Here is a 19,788-nt window from a genome sequence, read left to right as displayed (position 1 = left end):
CTGGATCAACACCGCCAGCGCCCGCCGCGCTCACACCACGCCCACAGCCGCCCTCAACCTCCACGGCATCCCATGATCAAGCGGACATTCCCGGACTACTCCGGGGCCCTGAACACGTTCCGGCTCACCTCCCGCAAGTACTGGGACGAGTTGAAGCACGACATCAAACCGATCTACACCGCCGTCAACGCCACCGCGGCCCGGGCCGCGTTCGACGAGCTGGCCGAGAAGTGGGGTGACAGGTATCCGGCGGTGATCCGCTTGTGGGACAACGCCTGGGCGGAGTTCATCCCGTTCCTCGACTACGACGTCGAAATCCGGCAAGTAATCTGCTCGACCAACGCGATCGAATCGCTCAACGCCCGCTACCGGCGGGCGGTCAAGGCCCGCGGCCACTTCCCGAACGAGCTGGCCGCGTTGAAGTGTCTGTACCTGGTGACCCGGTCCCTGGACCCCACCGGAGCAGGCAGAACCCGATGGACGATGCGCTGGAAACCCGCGTTGAACGCCTTCGCCATCACCTTCAGCGACCGCTTCCCCGCCGCTGAAACCTACTAACCAAGATCGCCGGAAACACCGTTAGCGAGACAGCCCCACGCGTCCAGCCTGACGGGTGCCTTTGCGGAATTGAATTGGCTTGGATCGGCGACATGTGGTCGGGGGCCTTGGGGCTGAGTTGGTGGGTGGAGGCAAACGGACCCGGCGGCTGTCTGCCACGCCAGGTCCGTTCAGGGTGCCGCCGGTAGGGGTCAGGCTGGTTGGCGGGACACGACCGTCTGGACTGCCTCGATCAGGCTGGTCGTGCGGGGGTCTGGGCCCATCGTGACGCGGAGTCCGTTCATCACGTAGCCGAAGGCGATGCCGCTGGCCGGGTCGGCGTAGCCGAGCGAGCCGCCGTGGCCGGGGAAGCCGAAGGCGGTAGGCGACCACCAGGGCTGTTCCGGCAGTGGCAGGCCGAAGCCGAGCGCCGGCCGGGTCGGCACCTTGAGCACCTGGTCGGTTCCGCTGGCCTGTTCGCGGGTGGCGGTGGTGAGGGTGGTCGCGTCGAGGATCCGGATGCCGTCGACCTCGCCGATCAGGCCCGCGTAGAAGCGGGCTAGTGATGCGGCGGTGCAGATGCCGTTGACCGAGGGGATTTCCGCCGACCAGGTACGTGGGTCGGTGAGGTCGAGCGGCGGGTCGGTCACCATCGTCGACCGGACCGCCAACGAGGTTGGATTGGTGTACGCGGCGAGCGCCTCCCGCAGCGCTTCCGGTATCGCCCCGGTGGCGGCGGGTGGGTCGACCGGCTGCTCGACGGTCCGGGCGACCCGGTGTGCCTCGGTGGTGGGCAGGCCGATCCAGAAGTCCAGACCGAGTGGTTTCGCGATCTCGTCGGCGAAGTACGTGCCGAGGCTGCGGCCGGTAGTGCGACGGACCACCTCGCCGACCAGCCAGCCGTAGGTGAGCGCGTGATAGCCGTGTGCCGTGCCCGGCTGCCAGGCGGGTGCCTGGGCGGCTAGGGCGGCGACGACCGGATCCCAGGCCAAGGCCTCTGCGAGCGGAACCGGACGGTCGAGTACCGGCAGCCCTGCCTGGTGGGACAGGAGCCAGCGGACCGGGATGCTGTCCTTGCCGGCCGCCGCGAACTCGGGCCAGTACTCGGCGACGGGTGCGTCCAGGTCGAGTTGCCCGCGCTGGGCCAGCAGGTGCGCGCAGGCGGCGGGCACGCTCTTGGTGGTGGAGTAGACGACCTGGAGGGTGTTCTCCCGCCAGGCGCGGCCGGTGGTGAGATCAGCGGCCCCGCCAAAGAGCCGAACTACCTCCCTGCCGTGCCGGTAGATGCTGACGGCCGCGCCGAGCTCGGACCGCGTCTCGAAGTTCGCCAGGAACGCCTCCTGGACCGGCTCGTAACCGGGCGCCACGGTGCCGCTTACCACGGACATGCGCTCTCCTCTAGGAGTGTCGGGCCCAGGCGACGACGAGCCCGGGCGTTGGTGTCAGGATATTCTGACACATGACGTCAGGGTCTCCTGACGTGCCTATGCTTATGGAATGGCGGAGGAAATGGTTCCGGGGCACGCGAACCTCGTCGGGTTCCGGTTACCGGACGAGACGCTGAGTACCGCCGCCGCAGCACCGGCCGGCACCGTCGGCTACCGGGCCCGGTGCAGTTGCGGTTGGGTGGGCACCAGCGACTATCCGGCCGCCGACGAGGGGCGCTGGATGGCCACCTCCGAATGGAGCGGACACATCGGGCCGATCCTGGCCGCCACTCCACCCGGTTGGCTGCTGGGCCGCTCCGACACCCTCCGGGACAACATCGCCGAGTTGGCCACTACCTGGCCGTTGCAGGCGCTCGGCATCCTCGCCGAGGTGGAACGTTGGCAACGGCCGCTGATCGAACGCGCCGTCGTGGCGGCCCGGGAGGCCGGGCTCTCCTGGGCCGAGATCGGCAACGCGCTCGGCATCAGCCGGCAGTCGGCGCACGAGCGGTTCCGCAACGTCGCACCGTCCAAGCCACCCGCCTGACGGCACCCCAGGGGCGGCCCAGCTAGCCCGTCAGCCCGCCACCGGCACAGGCACTTCGTTGTCCTGGTGTGACCGTTATCGAAAGCGTCGGCCCCTGGCGGCGACGGCGGCGGCGACGGCGGTGGCGAGGCACGTCGCGGCCCCGACGATCAGCGGTATGCGGCTGCCGAGGTTCACGGCTGCTGCGCCGAGCGGGATGGCGAGTGCAATGGGGCCGAACATCACGGTATTCGCGGTCGCGGCGACGCGGCCGAGTGCCTCCATCGGGGCGCTCGTCTGGATGGCCGTGACGGCTGCCGTCAGCGTCCACGGCAGCCCGATCCCGACCGCGATGCCCGACCCGAGCATCACCGGCCACCACGGCAGGCACCGGGCGAGCAGCGCGAGCGCGAAGATGGCCGCGCCGGCTGTGCCGACGGCAACCGGGCCGTGGCGGGTAACGAGCCGCCCGGCCACGAGGCCACCGGCGATCGAACCGGCGCCCTGGGTGGCGCCGAGGACCCCGAGGAACGTGGCCGGGAGGCCAAGCATCCCGGTGACGACGGCATAGGTGGCCGCTGTCTGGAATCCTGACGTGGCAATCGCGACCGCCGCCAATGTGACGGTGATAGCAAGCACGCGGCGCTTACGGAAGACGCCGCCGACCATGCCCGGGCGGTCCTGCTCCGGCAGCGATCGTCGGGTCAACTGCAGGGCGGCGTAAAGGACCGCGGAGGCAACGAGCGTCATGGCACTGAGTGCGGCGACGGCCGCACCGCCCCCTAAAGCGTAAAGCCCGGCTCCTGCGAGGGGCGCGACGAGCTTCATTCCTTCCATGGCGCTGGAGCGCCAGCCGTTGACGTCGGCGAGCCGGTCGACGTCGATGGCCGCCGGCAGCAACACAGTCTCGCCCGCGTCACGCAGAACCATGCCGACGCCGTAGGCGAGGGACACCGCGAAGATCAACCAGGTCTCGTCCGGGCCGTGCACTGCGTACAGACTGAGCAGCACACAGGCCGTCGCTAGGTTCACGGCGATTACCGCCGGCCGTCGCGGCAGCCGGTCGAGCAGCCGTCCCAGCCACGGCCCGGCCAGCGTCGGGGTGTAGACGCCCAGGCCCGCGAGCGCGGCGAGGCTGCTCGATCCGGTCAGGTCGAATAGCCAGACCCCGGTAACGAGCGCCATGGCGTTGCCACCGAACCCGGACAGGACGGAGACGGCAAGGAACAGTGCAATGTTTCGCTGTGCCATGTTGGGGATGCTGTAATGCTGAGCCTATAGCAGTCAACCTCACGGGCGCTTGTCAATGATCCGTTGACATCGATCGAGCGCCTCCCGTGCCGGTGCGGGCAGTTCCGCGGCATGGGCCAGGTCTGCGCCGACATGCACGGCTAGCGCGAACAGCGCACCTGGTGGTGCCTCCACCGCAGCGGCGACGGTGGCCCGCACCAACGCGGCTCGGGTAAACCGTCGGTCCCAGACCCGGTCTACCCTGATCCAGCGTTCTAGGTCGGCGAGAGCGTCTCGCAACGTCGAGAGCTCAGCGGCATAGTCGAGGTCGGCGTGGTGACGCCGCGACCGGAGCGCCGCCAGCAGGCGCTGATGGCGTTGCTGTGCGGCCTGGCGACTGGCCACCCCGAGCGCCTCCGCGATCGCCGTCCACGTCGCCCCAGCGAGGCGAGCCCGCTCGACAAGTCCCAATTCATGCTCGTCGAGCCGCTCCCGCGCCGCCCGCACCGCCGCGATCTCATCAAGTACCGCATCCATATGTCAACGATAAGTTGACAAAGGCTATCCGGCTTGGCGCCGCTGGTCTCCCTGGCACTGGCGCACGACCGGGACCTGCACCCGTCGGCCGGTGTCATCGACTCGCAGACGGTGAAGGGCGCGGACACCGTCGGCGCCGACAGTCGCGGCTGCGACGCCGGAAAGAAGATCAACCGACGTAAGCGGTTCATCGTGACCGACACCCTCGGCCTGCTGGTCACCGTGTGGATCCTGGCCGCCTCGTGGCAGGACCGCGACGGAGCCAGAGGCGCCCTACTTCCCACCGTCGCGGCCACCCCGATCTGGCACGTGTTCGCCGACCAGGGCTTCACCGGCCGGCTCGTCGACCGGACCGCCACGATCGACGCCTGGTACTCCGGGAAACACCGCGACTTCGGCGCGAACATTCAAGCCGTGATGCGCCCGGACGGGCTCCCGATCTGGACCTCGGATGCGATGCCCGGACATCTGCACGACCTGACCTGCGCTCAACGCCTGGACGTCACCGGCGCCCTCTACTGGACGGCCTCCGAACTGCGGCTGCGGACCCTGGCAGACTCCGGCTACGAAGTCGCTGGCCAGGCTATCCACCCCGTGCAAGCAACCCGCCGACGGCCGGCGCCTCGCGGTCGACAACCGCACCACAACACCGCCCTACGATCAATGCGATGCCTCGGAGAACGCGGCTTCGCGATCCTCACCGGCCGTTGGCGGACCCTAGTCACAGCACCGCCAGCCCCCTGAACCGGCGACATCGTCCGCGCCGTGCTCCACCTCACCCACTTCGAATACCGATACCTACCCGAATCTTGTTGAGATCACTTCATTCCACCAGGGATTCCACGCTCATCTGCTTCAGGACGGAGGTGGGAAGAAGATCCGCGTATGCATGGCGTCGTGTCGCCAAATGCACAGCGGCGACGGCGGGAACATCCCAGTCCCAGGACCGGACAACCTGAAAACCGTCATGTTGGACGTCCATAGCAGGCGAGTCTTGCAGAGTCTGCGGCACTTTCTCCATCGACATGATTGACCGCACTCAACTCGGCAGCGCCGGACGCCGCCTGACCGGCCAACATGACCGACTGTAGTTGGTTGTTGCCGAGCAGGCTCGGCCGCGAGTCACAGCCGCACTCGAAGATGTCGTTAGCTGCCGTGTGCTCGGTGGCGTGTCCGGCTCTGCACTCAAGCCACCAGGCAGAAGCTGCTGGCCGGGACGCGGATGAATACGGCCGGTCACGAATACGTGCGTTGCACCAATCCTGTACGGGCTGATCGGCCGGGTGGTCGAGTCCCTGCCCGCGAAGCTCACCCGAGGCAAACACCTGATGCGAACCCGGGGCCAACTCCACGAACGGTACTCCGATGTGTTCCACACCCTGGCCCCCGGCCGAGGCCGCATCGCCCCCGGCCACCCACTCGGCATCTGGACCCACCCGGCGGGAGAGGCGCCATGACCACCGACACCACGGGGCGGCCCGGGTGGCCCGCCTTCACTCACGCGAAGGCCCGCCGCCAGATAGGGCCGGTGTGTGGCACAGACGGCGTGCCGTTGAGCCGCGTCACCGAGGACCCGCACCTCGTGACCTGCTCCGACTGCGAAGGACTGGCCGACATCGACGCGCTCCCCGACGACGCCACAGCGGGTGACCCACGGGTGATCGAGTTGCTGCGAGAGGCGAAGGGCGGCGCGTGCCGCAAGATCGACGGGGTGCTGGTGGACGCGACCACCGCCGCCGCGATCCTGACCGTGTACGACGCGCTGAAACCCGCCACCCGCGCGAAACTGGCCGCACTGCGCATCGACCACATGGCGCAAGTGGCGTGGAAGGTGCTGCGCCCACGGGAGTAACGAGGTGGGCGGTGGCCGGCGGGCACGCCCGAGGGCGCGTTGCGACCCCGACCGGCCACCTCGCCCACCCTGGGTCACCTGCGGACCACACGGCCGCTTCTACCCGAGACAGGCGTACCGCCGATCCTACGGCCCGAGTCACACCCACCTCGGTCACGCGGGCTCCGCACCCAGCTAGCTAGCCGGAGGGAGGATGAACGACGTGGCACGACGCATCATCGACGGACGGACCGCACTCGACCGGGCCGGAGTCGCCGCGCACACCGGTGCGGCCTACACCACCGTCAACCACTGGCACCGCAACCGCGCCCGGTTCGGCTTCCCACACGGCTGCACGCACGACGGCAAGGAGTGGTACTGGCTCGACGACATCGAGGCGTTCCACACGACGCACCTGGCGGCGAAACGCGCCGAGCTGACAAAGGTCGACCGCCGCGGCGACCCGGAGGATCTCCTCGGGTCGGGCGCGGCGGCGAGGGTCCTCGGATACAGCTCGTACCGCAATCTGCCCGATACCCTGCTCGACCACCCCGACCGGATCGAGGAACTGTCGGACGGACGGGTCCGTCGCCTGTGGTATCGGCGCACGGTGTGGGCCGTCGCGGATGCCCGTACCGGGAGGCAGTCCACCGGCCGCACCCCCGGCACGACCGGTGCCCGCAAACCACACCCGTACGCCGACGACCCTCGGCTCCAAGCCGCCATTGCGCTGCTGTACGAGGCCGACGCCGCCGGGCAGGATCGGCGCGGGCTCGGTGTGACGCTCGCCGGGCAACTCGACATCACTGAGCGCACCGCCCAACGCCTGCTCGCCGCTGCCGTCGCTTCGAACGGGTAGACGGCACGAGCGTTGAAGGGTGTGGCCCGGCCCGCCGTGGCGGACCGGGCGACCTGTCTTGCGCGCACTCAGTCCTCGTCGTCGGCAGAAGCCCGGGGCGTCGGCACCTCGATCAAGTAGCGCAGCACACCGTTGACGTCGGTGTCTCGGTTGGCGGCCGTGCGCTCCAACACGTCGTACACGTCAGCGTCAACCTCGACAGTGCGGCGCGTGGATGGCTGGTCAGTCATGCGTGGTTTCTCCTGACAGCGTTCGTCGTGGTGTCCGGTCGGGCACCCCGGCCTATCCACGCCGACCTCCACGCGCCGATCAAGACCGCCCGCCGTCGCGGGCCGGGCCGGGGACACGGCTCTGTGGTGAAGGCAAACGACGAGGCCGGGGTCGCTAGAGCTGGGCAGTGGGGCGGGAACCGTTGACCGATCGCGTCTCCTGTCGAAGGGCGGCGAGCAGCTCTGACACCGCGCTGTTGCGGATCGAGTGCCCGTTGCTGCGTAGTCGGCGTGCGAGGGCATCACGGCTGACGGTGAGACCTTCACGGATTAGCTCGTCTCGGGCGACGCGGGCGGCGGGCAGTAGCGGCACGAGATCCGCAGCTAGGTCCACGTCCTCGTCCGCGTCATCTCCGACGTCGGGCAGGTCATCCCCGTGCAACGCACTGTCGGGAGCGTGATTGAGCCTGGTGTCGCCCGAGCTGCGGTCGGGGGCTGGGCGCTGGTTGGGCTCGCGTACGACATCGAGGCGCGGCGTGTCGGCGTCGATGCTCTGGCCTTCAAGTGCCGGACGTGGGTGTGCGGGTCCGGCGTCACCTGGCTCCGGCGGCTGCTGCACTGACGCTGGGGCGGCGGATGCGGTCGCCGCTGTGGCAGGTGCCGACGGTGTCTTCTCGGCTTCCCGGCGGCGGGCGGCCAGTTCTACCAGGGAGACCGACGCGACGATGATCAGTCCGTCCACGGAGAGCGGTAGGAGGTAGGGGACGGTGCCGGTTTCGCCGTATCGGGCGACGACTCCGACCATGTGGTGGTAGCTGATCCAGGCGGCGATGGCGGCGATGGTCGAGGCGGCGACGATCCGGATGACGCCGAGCGCTCGGCGGTAGACGGGTATGCGGGTGACCAGCTCGACGGTGATCAGGAGGGCCAGGGGCGGCCATGCCGCGATGGTCTGGGAGATCGGGTTCGCTTGGGCGTGCAGGATGTTCGCGGTGACCGAGGCGGCCACGCCGAGGACCAGTGTTGCCCGCACTGCCCATTGCATCCGTTGGAGCTGGCGGTGGTTCATGGCCGTCCTCCACTGGCTGGGGCGACGGGTCGGAGTTGGCGTTCGGCAACGCGGCGGGTGGCCTGTGAGGGTTCGGTGTCGCCGAGGTCGGCGAGGCGTTCCTCCAATCGGCGCAGGGTGCGTCGTACGGCGTCGGGCCGTTGCTGTCGGCCGTGGATGCGCATGATCCGCTGGTGTAGCTCTTCGTTGACGGGGTCGAGGTCGGCGGCGCGTTCGAGGGCAGCAACGGCTTGGTCGGGGTGGTCGGGTTCGAGGATCTCGGCGATGCGGGCGTAGGCGGTGAGGATCTGGTGGCGGTAGCTGGTGGCATAGTCGGTGGCCCAGGCGTGGTCGTGACCTTCGGCGAAGTCACCTCCGTACAGGTCGGTCGCGCGGCGTAGCGCAGCGAGCGTCGTCGCCTCGTTGTCGCTGCTGGTGGCTTGGTCGATGGCGGTGAGCATCTGCCAGAGGTCCACGGTGATGGTCTGCGGGTCGAGTTGGTATCGGCCGGTGGCGGGGTCGTAGACGATGAACATGGGCTCGTCGTGGCCGGTCGCGGCACGCAGCACCCGCCGGGCGGAGGTGATGTCGGTGCGGACGCGTTTCACGGCAGCGGCCGGGTCGATGTCGGGGTGCAGGGCGGCGGCGAGCTGGTCGAGGGTGCGACCGGCGGGGTGAGCAGCCAGGACGGTGAGCACGATGTAGGAGCCGCTGCGCATTCCGGTGGTGATCGGACCGGCGTCGGTGATGACGGTGACCGGGCCGAGCACCCGAAGCCGGACCAGGGCCGCCGCGTCCTCGGACTGGGCCGGCACCGGCTCGACCGCCTCGACGGTCACCGCGGCGGGCAAGGTCTCGGCGGGTGGGTCATCGAAATCAGCGCCGGCCTCGGGACGGGCTAGCGCGTCGGTGAGCATGGCGAGGACAGCGGCGAGGTCATCCGCGCCGAGAGTGGACAGCCGGGCCGCCGGGTGACCTCCGTCGCCGGTGACGGTGCCCTCGGCGGTGATCTCGATAGTGGGAATGCCGTCGTGCGAGCCGAGGATGACCGAATGCAGGTCCAAGGCGGCGCGGTGGGCGGCGACGGCTTCAAGGCGGGCGGCATGCCGGCTGGTGGACTCGATGAGCAGCACGTACGGGGGTTGGGTCTCGGCGTGATCGCTGCGGGCGTTGAGGTCGGTGATCGTGTCGGCGTCGAAGTTGTCCAGCAGCCGTCTACGGCCGATCATCTCCTCTTCGGCGTGGGTGATGGCGGCGGCGGTGTCGGCGAGCACGACGAGTCGTTCTCCGTCGTAGGCGGTGCCGTCGGGGTCCAGCCCGACCGCCGGAGCGTCCTCTGGCAGAAGCCGGGCGAGAAGGCACGTAGTCGTGACGACCACCGGCCGTAGAACGGCGGTCTCGGTAGCGTTGGTGCTCAGGACGGCGGCGAGGATGGCACGGGCCGCCGGGACGGCTCCCAGACCGTGCAGAGCGATACCGGGGCCGGACAGGTCAAACAGACTCACCTCGGTAGCGTCGGGGCCGACACCGACCGGTGCGGGCACCGCCGGTGTGGCGGGCCGGTGATCGCCGCTACCGCTGCCGAGGTGGCGACTGCCGATCATGTCGACTCCGGCCAGGGATCGCGGCATCGGGGAGGGCTGCGGCGCGACGCTGGGAGACGCTGCGACGGTGAGCCGGGCACGGCGGCGTCGTTGCAGGCGCAGCAGTGTGGCGACGGCGGCGATCGCGGCGGCCAGGCCGAGGCTCATCCAGCCCTGCGTAGGCAGAGCGATCCCGGTGTCGTCAGGCTCGTCCTGGGACGTATCGGTGTCCGGTACGGGTGTCTGCTCATCGGGTTGGTCGTCGGGCGTGCTCGGTGCGGTGGTGCTCGGCGGTAGCGGGCTCGATTCTGAACTGCTGGGGGCTGGCGTGGCGCTGGGCGACGTCGTCGGTGGGGCAGCCTCGGTGGCCTCCGGTGTGCTGGCGCCGGGGTTGGCGGTGGCAGAGGTCTCGGAGTCTGGCGCTGGGGTGGCCTGGCGGGCGGGGAGGGCAAGGATCCAGCCGACATGGATCTCGTCGGGGTCGGTGAGGGCGTAGCCGTTGGCCTGGGGGTGCCCGTGGTTGAGGGTGTAGATCTCCCGCCACCGGGTCGCGTCATCGAGGTGCGTGGCGGCGAGGTCCCACAGGGTATCTCCGGCGGTGACGTCGATGGTCCTGGCGGGCTTTCGATCTATGGCGCGGGCGTCGGTGTGGCCCCGGACGACGGCGGGTGGGGCGGTGGGACGGGTGAAATCTCTTTGACTGTCCAGCGTTTCTGGAGTCGGTACGGCGAGGGTTGTCGGGGGCGAGGTGACGGCGAGTCCTAGCCGGGAGGGTGCAGGGCAGGCCGGCGGTGTGTGCGGCGGGGTATCACGGAACGGGGCGTCGTCGGATGTTGGTGGTGTCACCGCAGGGGGATCGGTATCTGCTGCGGCGTGGCCGTGCGCGGTAGCGGGAAGGGCAGCGGTGGTGACGGCAGTGGTCCCGAGCAGCGTCGCCGCGAGTGCCTGCAAGGGGCCGGGGAGGTGCAAAGTGAGGTGCCACCGCAGGCGGGCGGCGAGGTACCGGTGGCTGTGACCGGCGACGGCGGTCATAAGGAATACCCACAGCAGCCAGGCGCCGGCGTACGCCAGCAGGGTGATAAAGCCGGTCGTCAGCGGCTGATGCACCCATGCCTGCAGCCGGACCGTAGATAGATCACCGATGGTGAACCAGCCGGTCTGATAGAGCAGCGCTGGGGGTGCCAGCGCGAGGACAGCGGTGGCGGCGCGTACGACTGCTGTCGAGGCGCGTTTCTCCATGGCCTGTCTCCCTCCGGCGTCGCAGCGGTTGATGAGTCAGACCGTAGGAGCGTTATGCGCCGCCGCAGTGGGTGAAGGACCTGACAGCACCTCACACTTCCTCACACGACCTCACAACCGCAGGTCACAGCGTTGCCAGCCATGCCACGCCCACGCAGCCCAGCGGGCAATGGGTAGCGGCATGAGACTCGGTCGTGCGCCGGGACAGGCCGCGCGTTGCTCGGTGATCCCGCGTTCGTCGGCCTCACGGCTGCAAAGCTGCACACCGGCGCCAGCTTCGGTCTACGTCCGCCGACTTAACGCCTGACCTGGCGGCGCCCCAAGCCGATGACGTTGCGTGACGGGTGTTGCCGAGTCAGCCGTTCACTCGGGCGTGCGGATTTGCCGATGAGCGCACGCGACGCTCGGCGTGGGATCGTGTCGCCGTGACTGCGCAACAGGCTTTGAAGGGTGCGCTCCGGGATGCGCTTGGCCCCAACGCTCGTACCCACGGGTATAGGGGAACTGCCCCGACCTGGCGGAAGTCGAATCCATCCGGGGATTGGGCGGTGGTGAACGTTCAGTCCTCGCTGTTCAGCACCTCAGAGAGCCTACGTTGCGTCATCAATCTCGCGGTCGCGCCAGAACCTTGGCTGCGCTGGCAGCGCGAGCATCTGGGCAAGGGGATGCCAAGGTCCGCAACCGAATACCTCGGGCTCTACCGGGAAAGGCTGCACCCCACTGGCACACGCGAGGGGACAGACAGCTGGTGGGAGGTCGGCGATGCCGAATCCGCCGTCTCGGCGGCGACCGACATGGTTGTCCAGTTGGAAGCGGCCGGCTGGCCGGTCCTCGGCAGGATGCTGCGGGCTGGCGGCATGCTTGATCAGGTCCGATGCGGTGACCTGGGTCGTATGAAGCGGGCGAATTTCGAGGTCTTCTTCGCGCGCGCGGAGGCCCTGCTGCTCATGGACCGCGGGCCGAGCGACGAGTTGAAAGAGAGCCTCCAGTACGCGCTCGAACACTGCATGCCCGCGCAGAAGGAAAACGCGATGCATTTCGACGAGTGGGTGAGAGGACAGTCGCGATCAGCAGGTTAGGAATGCACTCTTCTGCCGCGATCCGCATGCTTGACCGGGATCACCGTGCGTCGAGCCTGCCCGGGCGTACGGAGCCGGACAGGAGGACGAAGTCCAGCCGATGATGGTGGCGAGAGTTGGGTTCGCAGCTCGCGTCGTAGTCGACGGCTGCGGCGAGCAGTCTGGCGGTCGCTGAAAAGCTGGAACTGCAGTTTCACCTGCCAGTTCGTCGGGAGCCGGGTCGCCGACCGCTACCCGCAGACCTAGAACTGCGGGGTCGGGTCGGCTGATCAGCCGGTCCGTCGACGGCACCAGGGCTGGAGAACGACACCGAAGGCGCTGCAGGACGGGAAGACTTCGGTGGCGGCCATTGCGACGCCGCGATCTGGGCCCCAGTGACCGGCAGGGTGGGCGAGATCTGGTCGAGCAAGCGCTGCGCCAGGGTGGCGTCGATCTCGACGTCTGCGCTGATGCGAACATCGGCCGCGGTCGCCAGATCCACGACGTCGTCGCTGGTGAACGCATCAGCTCCGAGAGTGCTCAGCCGTCGCGCGAACTCCTGGACATTGATCATTTGCAGCCTCATCGTCGGATTGTTAATTATCCACCGTAACCCCCGCTTCGGTCGGCGGATCCTGCGCCCGCCGTGCGGGCCACTGGGGCCGACAGTCGGCGCCGACAACTGCGACCGCTGCGCGGAAGTCCGCAACTCTTCGGTGAGCTAATCGCGCGCCTGCAGGGCCGTCACGCTCTGTGTTACCCATGCTGTCCCGCGACGCCCGGAAATGCCGCAACCAGCTCGCTACCTGGCGCTACGGTCGACCTCGGCTCGACAGTCGCAGCCCATCAACACGTGATTGATCAGCCCATCCAGCAAAGCCAGTCGATCAGGTCCCCCGCGACGCCTCAGACGTGCCTGGCCGGGGCACCAGGACCACCACCGCAGTTTCGGACGACTGCGTCGGGTCGCGGACGCCGGGCAGTTGGCGCTGCACTGCGACGGGCCGCCGCGCGGCATAGCCATCCAGGTTCTTGTCGATCTCACGCCAGCGGGCCCACAGCCGCGACCGTTCGCCGCCTGTCGCAGCATGACCACGCACCGGCCGCGGCCCGTCGACCAGGTCAACGGTCACGTCCGGGTGCGCCTGCAGATTGAGCCACCAGGCCGGCTCGGGCTCCCCCCAGCCGTTCATGGCCAGCGAGACCAGATTCTCACCGTCCTCGAAGTACCCGAGGATCACGCTGCGCTGCTGGCCGGTGCGACGCCCGACGGTGGTCAGGCGCAGCATTCCATACCGATTGCCGCGCGGACGCGACAGTCCGACACGGCCGCCGGAACGCCGGAAGACGCCACGATGCGCCGACCAGAAAAACCGAATGAACCAACGGGGCGGCAACCACGGCTTCTTGGCAGGGCTCAGGTCCGACTCGGTCACGCCCGCATCGTATCGGCCGCTGTCACGCACGAACTGCAACCAGCGGCAGACCGGTAGCACCGAACGGCGGCTGACAGACGGCCTACCACACCACGATCAAGCAGCCGCCAACGTCCGCTACTGCCGCTGATCGCGCGTTGCTGAACGTCGACGACGCACATGGGCGGTCACCGGCTTTCGCGAGCGAGCAGCAGCGAAGTGGATTCAAGGGACAGCGGCGCGGTGCCAGGTTCGAGATGGACGTGCGCTCCGGGCGGAGCGGTCGGATCGGACAGCGCCAGAAACCACCGGGCGAGGTCCCGCAGCCCGGCAGCGTCGCCGAAGATCTCAACGGTGCCGTCGCGGACTTCGACGACGATCGACCCTCCTTCACTCGGTGCGACAACACCTCGTTGAGAGTCGTAGCCAGGCACGGACAGCGTCATCTTCTTCACCAATGCAGTCTCACCCAGGTCGACCAGAAGGTGACATCCGCACATCCCGCAGCGAGTGAGCTACTCAACGTGACGGGCGGCGGAGTGGTCGGACATCGCTTTCGGGTAGAGCGGATGGCGTGGGGGGTGGCGGGCGGCAGGTCCGTAGCCACCTCGCCGGGCATGATTGCACCGTGCAGGACTGGACTCACGGTGATCTCGCCACGGAATTCGAACGGCGGCTCGACGAGCTGCTCACCGAGCTCTGCCCGGGGTGGCAGCCCGCGGACCTGCCCGAGCCCTACCGCAGCGATCGACGCTTCCGCGACTACCACCGCCGCAACACCAAACGAACCCAACTCGGCGACGTGTTGAAGTCCCGACCCGACATCACCGCAGCTCACGCCGACCGCGTGCTCGCAGCGGTCGCCTGCGACGAAGACGTGTCATCCAACAAACAGCTGATCCATCCGCTCCTGCGAGCGGTGGGCCGGCGCACCGTCCAGCGTTACCTGATCTCGGTGATCGAGCACGAGCCGGCGCACAAGAAGGTCTGCGCCGTGCGGGCCTGGTACTGGTCTCAGGTCAGTCTGGTGTACGACTCGGTCGAAGCCATGCGCGAGCATCGACCCACGCCAGACAGCCAGGCGGCCGACGACCAGGTCGCCGACCTACGCAGCGAGTATCGGACCGCGTGCCTGTCCGCGTTCGTAATCTCCGAGCACGTACCTACCCGCGAATGGCTGGCCCGCGGATTCCTGCTCCTTGAGCACTACTACCCAGCGAATTTGCACCACCTCGTAGCTCAAGCCCGGGCCATCGCAGAGGCAGACCCCGGCCGGTACAAGGACCTCCTCGCCAAGCAAGACGACGGAACCAACATGGCACAGATCGGGTCCACGGACGGGTAGCCCCTGCGCGGAACATTCGACGCACTGATCTGCCGCTCCGGGTGGGCTGGTGTTCATCACCGGTCGTGACGCACGGTGATGTATGACTATCTCTCCTGCTTCCGCTTCCCCTGTGGTACTGGCCGATCAACTCGTTGTGCGGGCCGCGGTGTCGGCCTTCCTGGGCCGTTACCGTGGCCAGACTCGCGTGCACACCGAGTCTGACCTGCGCGTTTTCCTGCGCTGGTGCACCAACCACGGTCTGGACCCGCTCGCCGCTGCGCGGGTCGACATTGAGCGGTACGTGCGCTGGCTGCAAGACGTCCGCCGGTACCAGCCCTCGACCGTGTCCCGTCGGCTGTCGGTCGTGGTCGGGTTCTACCGGGTCTGCGTCATCGACGCCATCCTGGAGCACTCGCCAGCCGACTACGTCCGCCGGCCCACGGTGCCGGCCGAGTCACCAACCCTCGGCCTGGGACACCTGCCGTTCGAAGCGCTGATCACCACCGCCCGAAAGTCCTCGAACCCGAACGACTTCGCCCTGGTCGCGCTCTTGGGTCTGCTCGGGCTGCGGATCTTCGAAGCCTGCGGGTCGAACATCGCCGACCTCGGTGAGGAACACGGCCACCGGGTGCTGCGCGTACGCGGCAAAGGCGGCAAGGTCGTCCTCGTCCCACTACCACCAGCAGTGGCCCGGGCCATCGACCGGGCCGTCGACGACCGCACCGCTGGGCCGATCCTGCGCAACATCCATGGTGGGCGGATGGATCGGCACGCCGCCACCCGCCGACTCAAACACCTCGCCCACACGGCGGGCATCCGGATGCCGAGAATGCACCCCCACATGCTGCGCCACACCTTCGTCACGACCATGCTTGACGCCGGCGTCAGCCTCCGAGACGTGCAGATCGCCGCCCGCCACGCCGACCCGCGCACCACCATGCGCTACGACCGCGCCCGCAAGAACCTCGACCGCCACCCCAACTACATCCTCGCCGCCTACATGGCCTCCGGAACATGACCAGCAGCTCACGGCTTTGCCGATGAGCGCGCAGCTAATTTTGGATGAAGGATCTGGGCCGCGCGGTCACGCGATCTACATCCTCACCACAAGAGCGATCTGCTTACCTGTACCGGGTGTGGCAGCTCCTCACCGCGCGGCCAGGATTCGGCAGGCATCCCTGCCCTTCTGGGCCAGCGGATAGGGCTCAGTTAGCCCTCATCGAGCCCTCGATTGGCTTGCGCCAGACCGACACGTGGCTCTCGCTGTCGGAAGTGAAGGGTGACCCGTCCCAGCCCGCCACGCGCTGCTCCAGCATCAAGCCGGCCAGCCGGGCCATGAGGTTACACTCGGCGGGCCAGATGTAGCGGAAGTTGCTGTAGTCGTAGCGGGCGCTTCCATCGTCGAGCCGGCGGTAGTGGTGAGAGGTCCCCTGCTGCGTGACCATATCGTAGGTGTCGAGGCAGACATGCCGGTCGGTGACCTCGAACGGCACCGCCGATTGCCCCGGAGGAAATCGCCGGATGCCCGGCACCTCCAGCTCCACGACGAAGCGGCCACCCGGCGACAGGTGCTGGGCGGCGTTGCGGAAGCATTGCACCTGCTCATCCTGGGTGCGCAGGTTACCGATGCTGTTCCAGACGACGTACACCAACGAGAACTGGCCGGGGACGCTCGTAGTGGCCATATCGCCGATGGCGACCGGCAGTTCCTCGGCACGTACCTTATGCCGTAGCTGGTCGACCATCGGCCGCGACAGCTCGATCCCGCTCACCGAGATGCCTCGAGCGGCGAGCGGGATCGCCACCCGACCGGTGCCAACCGCGAACTCCAACGCCGGGCCGGCACCCGCCAACCGTGCGAGGAAGTCCACGGCGGGGTCGAGTACATGGGGTGCGAACATCTCGGCTGAGATCTCGTCGTACCGCTCCGCGGTGCCCTCGTCCCATAGGTCACTGCTCGTCATGGGCACAAGCCTGTTCGCCTCGCTCCGCTCACGCCACCCGTTTACGAAGGTGCCGCCTGCATCCACCCGAGCACGCAGTGGCCTGCCATTCGAACTTCGTCCGCTCATGCCGCGGACCGTGCGCCGCGCAGCGTCACGATCGCGTGAGTCAGGTGCCGTCCGGTCGCGCCGGTGACAGGGCGGGGGGATCGCCGATCGCTACGGATTGGCGGTCTGCCGGATGAACGACAAGACCCTCGGCAGGACGTAACAGAATTCGCCGCCACCCCATGAGTCCACGAGGCCACCGGCTCGTTCCATCGCGTCTCAAAATGGCTCAGTCGAGCGGATGATGTCCTCCGCAGTAGCCGGATCGATGTCGATGGCAGCGCAGACAGCCGCCGTCAGCTCCGCGCGAGATTCGGCGGGCATGTCCTGCAACGGATCATGAGGCATCCGCAGAAGCTACCTCAGGCGAGGTGCACGCTCATGCCGCCGTCGGTGCGCGGCGGTGGATTCTGGCTTCTACGGTGGGGGGATGACCAGCATCCCGACCGGCGTTGCCTGGCGGCTCTATCGACGCGCTCTCGCCGAGGCGGGGCTTGACGTCGCGTCCGTCGGCGCCTGGATCGCCGCCGCCGAATTGCCCCCGGCCCGCCGGCGCCTCGCCCGTGGAGCGTTGGCGGCGGTCACCGTTGTCGTGGCGATCCCGGGGGTCCGTGCCATCCGCGCCGACGTCGCGGGCACCGCCGGGCCGGTGATCCCGGGCGCCCGCTCAGGGCTGCCGTTCGTGGACGCCGGTATCAGGATTTCTGCCGGTGAGCCGGCCGGAGGGGACGCATCAGCGCGGCGGCAGGCTGTCCTGGCCGGTGCCGTCGTGCTGGCCACCGCCGGGGCCGTCTCCGTCGGCGTCGCCGCGGCCGGCCGCCGGCTGGAGCGACGCTGGCTGGCGCGGCTCGCCCGGCACGGCCACCGGCACCCGCACCGGGCCCTGGGCGTGCGGATGGCCGCGTTGTAGGCGGTGGTGGTCGTGCCCAGCCGGCTGCTCGCCGTCCGGAAAACCGTGGAGGCCGACCGCCGAGAGGACGTGCCGGGCGGCGCAGACGCCGCCACCGGCACTGGATGACCGGCTGCGTCTGCGTGTGGCGCGAGCCGCCGAGGCCGTTGCCGCTACGAGTCGGCCAGTCCGGCCGTACCCCGAGAGGAGACAGTCGGGTTTGCTTCGACCACCCGAGACCACCGGTCTGACCATGGGTCTGCTGCACCGATAGGTGACATCTGAGATGGCTAGCCCGGTGGGTCCAGGCAAACGTGCATCCGATAGGCACAGTCGGTTCCACATGGCGGAGCCGACAAAGCCGCCGTTGCTGGCGCCGGACGTGCACGGACATGCCGCCGTCCGCGCTTCGTGCTCTGGAGCTCGCAGTGACGCAGGAGGGTCTGCTCGGTGGGTTTATGGCGCCTGGAGTCATCGGGTGTGGATGTCTTGGTAGCGGAGCGGGTCGACGGCTGCCGGGTCGTCGAGGAGTTCGACGAGTAGGGCGCCGTTCGGGAGCCGTCGTGCCTGGGCGGTGATCTCGGGCAGCGGTGCCGGTGGAAGATGGCGATCGGGGCCAAGGTAGGTCCACCAGCCGAGTTCTGCCGGCCAACCACCGGCAGGGTGAGAGCCGTCGTGGATGTCAAGGTGCCACACCTGCTCGGATGACCACTCGTCGAGAATCCGCCCGACATCGGCCGACATCGGCCTGCAGTCGCTCGGCGGCATCAAGCCACAGGCTGGTCAGCCGAGCGTGCAGGTCGCGGAAGGTGTCGGCCTCTGGGACTGGGCGACGGTGACAGAACGCCGCGTCCAGCGCCCACGTGAGAGTCCCAGCCCACCACGCTACGAAGACATCGACCCCATCAGTGGTCCAGAGTTGGCCACCCGCTGTGCCCGCCGCCATGGCGTCCAGTGCCGCCTGCGGGTCGTCTACCGTGCGTGCGTCGCCGTCCGGGTTGGTGAACAGGTTGATCAGCCCGTCGGGGCGGTGCGGGCCCAGGCCATGGCAGGCCGCCAGGGCGTACAGCTCGCGAAGAGCTGGCTCTGCCGCCGCCGGCACGTGTAGTTCCCAGAACCAGTCCGACCCCACGACGGCATGATGACGATCGACTTCAGGCCGCAGCAAGCCACAACTACCAGAACGCGTCGCAGCACGGCTCCGTCGCGGCGAACACAGATTCGCTTGGCACATTCTGGCCAAGATTGAGTGTACGGACATGCCGCTCCGGGCGGGCTGGTGTTCATCGGCGGTGGTGACGCACGGTGATGTATGACTACCTCCCCTGCTTCCGCTTCCCCTGTCGTACTGGCCGATCAACTCGTTGTGCGGGCCGCGGTGTCGTACGTATTCAGCTTGGGGCAGTCGGCTGAGGCAACCACGGCCCGGTGGTGAATAGCTGTGTGAGCACGTCGAGGGCGTCCTGGCCGTGTTTGGCGGCGGTGGACAGGTAGGAACGCAGGGTGGCGAAGTCGGCCAGGCCTTGCAGGGTGCGCCAGGTCGCGGAGATCTTCTGCTGGAGCTTGACCGGCCGGAGATCGCGTTCTGCCTGGTTGTTCGTTAACGGCACGGCCAGGTCGACGGTGAACCGCAGGATCATGTCGCGGTGCGTGGCGAAACGTTCGACCATCGTGGCGGCCCGCGACAGCTTGCCATCGCGGTCGGGCGGGTTCTGCTCGCGGCCGTAGGCGAGGGCCCCGGCGTAACAGGCCCGGATGTGGCTGACCTCGTCGATGGAGAGCGCGGTCCGGCCGGCGGCGACGGCCTGCTCGGTGATCTGCTTGGCCATCAGCAAGGTGCCGGCCATCACCTCGGCCCAGCTCTGGCCGGCTGGATCCTGCTCGTGCACGCCGCGCAGGTCACGGATCAGGTGCGCCCCGCACCAGGCGTGCTCGGCATCGGTCAGATGCCGGTAGGCGGCGTAGCCGTCACGCACCAGGGCGCCGGTGAACCCGGGCAGCACCCCACCGGCGTCGATGTCG

The 19,788-nt window shown here is 68.5% G+C and carries 20 protein-coding genes and 2 pseudogenes; 10 read left to right on the top strand and 12 right to left on the bottom strand.

Features of this window, described 5'->3' with window-relative positions:
* Positions 1–111: 111 nt before the first annotated feature.
* Positions 112–558: pseudogene (locus AC2CHE_RS24005) on the top strand (transposase); the annotation flags it as partial.
* A 191-nt stretch (positions 559–749) separates the two neighbouring features.
* Here the strand turns inward: AC2CHE_RS24005 and AC2CHE_RS24000 are convergent.
* A complete protein-coding gene (locus AC2CHE_RS24000; protein WP_484507113.1) occupies positions 750–1,925 on the bottom strand; it encodes a serine hydrolase domain-containing protein in 1,176 nt (391 codons plus the stop codon).
* Between the two features lie 109 nt (positions 1,926–2,034).
* Between AC2CHE_RS24000 and AC2CHE_RS23995 the strand changes: the two genes are divergently transcribed.
* Positions 2,035–2,511 carry a hypothetical protein gene (locus tag AC2CHE_RS23995; protein WP_484507112.1) on the top strand — a complete coding sequence of 159 codons (477 nt, stop codon included), beginning with the start codon at positions 2,035–2,037 and terminating at the stop codon, positions 2,509–2,511.
* Between the two features lie 75 nt (positions 2,512–2,586).
* Here AC2CHE_RS23995 and AC2CHE_RS23990 read toward each other — a convergent pair whose 3' ends face one another.
* Together AC2CHE_RS23990 and AC2CHE_RS23985 are read right to left on the bottom strand one after the other, a co-directional pair.
* A complete protein-coding gene (locus AC2CHE_RS23990) occupies positions 2,587–3,741 on the bottom strand; it encodes an MFS transporter (protein WP_484507111.1) in 1,155 nt (384 codons plus the stop codon).
* A 39-nt stretch (positions 3,742–3,780) separates the two neighbouring features.
* Positions 3,781–4,257: a hypothetical protein gene (locus tag AC2CHE_RS23985; protein WP_484507110.1), complete on the bottom strand. Its 477-nt coding sequence runs from the start codon at positions 4,255–4,257 to the stop codon at positions 3,781–3,783.
* Positions 4,258–4,326: 69 nt separating this feature from the next.
* On the opposite strand from AC2CHE_RS23985, the pseudogene AC2CHE_RS23980 reads away from it, so the two are divergent.
* From AC2CHE_RS23980 to AC2CHE_RS23965, 4 genes and pseudogenes are all read left to right on the top strand, one after another.
* Positions 4,327–4,605, top strand: a pseudogene (locus AC2CHE_RS23980) (transposase); the annotation flags it as partial.
* 69 nt (positions 4,606–4,674) lie between these two features.
* The gene (locus tag AC2CHE_RS23975) at positions 4,675–5,001 is read left to right on the top strand and encodes a transposase family protein (RefSeq protein ID WP_484507115.1); all 327 of its coding nucleotides are present in this window, start codon (positions 4,675–4,677) and stop codon (positions 4,999–5,001) included.
* Positions 5,002–5,710: 709 nt separating this feature from the next.
* Positions 5,711–6,109, top strand: a complete 399-nt coding sequence (locus AC2CHE_RS23970; protein ID WP_484507109.1) for a hypothetical protein — start codon at positions 5,711–5,713, stop codon at positions 6,107–6,109.
* 193 nt (positions 6,110–6,302) lie between these two features.
* On the top strand, positions 6,303–6,947 hold the full coding sequence (locus AC2CHE_RS23965; protein ID WP_484507108.1) for a hypothetical protein: 645 nt from the start codon (positions 6,303–6,305) through the stop codon (positions 6,945–6,947).
* Positions 6,948–7,015: 68 nt separating this feature from the next.
* Here the strand turns inward: AC2CHE_RS23965 and AC2CHE_RS23960 are convergent, their stop codons facing one another.
* From AC2CHE_RS23960 to AC2CHE_RS23950, 3 genes are all read right to left on the bottom strand, one after another.
* Positions 7,016–7,177, bottom strand: a complete 162-nt coding sequence (locus AC2CHE_RS23960; protein WP_166458706.1) for a hypothetical protein — start codon at positions 7,175–7,177, stop codon at positions 7,016–7,018.
* Between the two features lie 154 nt (positions 7,178–7,331).
* Positions 7,332–8,225 carry a DUF2637 domain-containing protein gene (locus tag AC2CHE_RS23955; RefSeq protein ID WP_484507107.1) on the bottom strand — a complete coding sequence of 298 codons (894 nt, stop codon included), beginning with the start codon at positions 8,223–8,225 and terminating at the stop codon, positions 7,332–7,334.
* Complete coding sequence (locus AC2CHE_RS23950; protein ID WP_484507106.1) at positions 8,222–11,026, bottom strand: BTAD domain-containing putative transcriptional regulator; 2,805 nt, start codon at positions 11,024–11,026, stop codon at positions 8,222–8,224. Before AC2CHE_RS23950 ends, AC2CHE_RS23955 begins: the two co-directional genes overlap by 4 nt.
* A 344-nt stretch (positions 11,027–11,370) precedes the next feature.
* On the opposite strand from AC2CHE_RS23950, the gene AC2CHE_RS23945 reads away from it, so the two are divergent.
* Positions 11,371–12,105: a DUF4304 domain-containing protein gene (locus AC2CHE_RS23945; protein ID WP_484507105.1), complete on the top strand. Its 735-nt coding sequence runs from the start codon at positions 11,371–11,373 to the stop codon at positions 12,103–12,105.
* Positions 12,106–12,971: 866 nt separating this feature from the next.
* Here AC2CHE_RS23945 and AC2CHE_RS23940 read toward each other — a convergent pair.
* Both AC2CHE_RS23940 and AC2CHE_RS23935 read right to left on the bottom strand, forming a co-directional pair.
* A complete protein-coding gene (locus tag AC2CHE_RS23940) occupies positions 12,972–13,520 on the bottom strand; it encodes a nitroreductase/quinone reductase family protein (RefSeq protein ID WP_484507104.1) in 549 nt (182 codons plus the stop codon).
* Between the two features lie 167 nt (positions 13,521–13,687).
* Positions 13,688–13,945: an Imm32 family immunity protein gene (locus tag AC2CHE_RS23935; protein WP_484507114.1), complete on the bottom strand. Its 258-nt coding sequence runs from the start codon at positions 13,943–13,945 to the stop codon at positions 13,688–13,690.
* A 182-nt stretch (positions 13,946–14,127) separates the two neighbouring features.
* Here AC2CHE_RS23935 and AC2CHE_RS23930 point away from each other — a divergent pair, with 182 nt between their 5' ends.
* Together AC2CHE_RS23930 and AC2CHE_RS23925 are read left to right on the top strand one after the other, a co-directional pair.
* Positions 14,128–14,844: a hypothetical protein gene (locus AC2CHE_RS23930; protein ID WP_484507103.1), complete on the top strand. Its 717-nt coding sequence runs from the start codon at positions 14,128–14,130 to the stop codon at positions 14,842–14,844.
* Between the two features lie 187 nt (positions 14,845–15,031).
* Positions 15,032–15,844 (top strand): tyrosine-type recombinase/integrase, encoded by an 813-nt coding sequence (locus AC2CHE_RS23925; RefSeq protein ID WP_484507102.1) that lies wholly within the window; start codon positions 15,032–15,034, stop codon positions 15,842–15,844.
* 187 nt (positions 15,845–16,031) lie between these two features.
* On the opposite strand, the gene AC2CHE_RS23920 is transcribed toward AC2CHE_RS23925, so the two are convergent.
* Both AC2CHE_RS23920 and AC2CHE_RS23915 read right to left on the bottom strand, forming a co-directional pair.
* On the bottom strand, positions 16,032–16,898 hold the full coding sequence (locus AC2CHE_RS23920; RefSeq protein ID WP_484507101.1) for a class I SAM-dependent DNA methyltransferase: 867 nt from the start codon (positions 16,896–16,898) through the stop codon (positions 16,032–16,034).
* Positions 16,899–17,096: 198 nt separating this feature from the next.
* A complete protein-coding gene (locus AC2CHE_RS23915) occupies positions 17,097–17,225 on the bottom strand; it encodes a hypothetical protein (protein WP_484507100.1) in 129 nt (42 codons plus the stop codon).
* 82 nt (positions 17,226–17,307) lie between these two features.
* Here AC2CHE_RS23915 and AC2CHE_RS23910 point away from each other — a divergent pair, with 82 nt between their 5' ends.
* A complete protein-coding gene (locus AC2CHE_RS23910) occupies positions 17,308–17,787 on the top strand; it encodes a hypothetical protein (protein ID WP_484507099.1) in 480 nt (159 codons plus the stop codon).
* A 450-nt stretch (positions 17,788–18,237) separates the two neighbouring features.
* On the opposite strand, the gene AC2CHE_RS23905 is transcribed toward AC2CHE_RS23910, so the two are convergent.
* Both AC2CHE_RS23905 and AC2CHE_RS23900 read right to left on the bottom strand, forming a co-directional pair.
* On the bottom strand, positions 18,238–18,510 hold the full coding sequence (locus AC2CHE_RS23905; RefSeq protein WP_484507098.1) for a hypothetical protein: 273 nt from the start codon (positions 18,508–18,510) through the stop codon (positions 18,238–18,240).
* A 647-nt stretch (positions 18,511–19,157) separates the two neighbouring features.
* Positions 19,158–19,788: IS66 family transposase (locus AC2CHE_RS23900; protein WP_484507097.1), on the bottom strand; the 631-nt coding region annotated here is incomplete at its 5' end.

The sequence above is a fragment of the Micromonospora sp. ATLC16 genome, assembly GCF_057196645.1.
The sequence above is the reverse complement of the archived record's forward strand: the minus strand, read 5'-3'. Positions and strand labels throughout refer to the sequence as shown.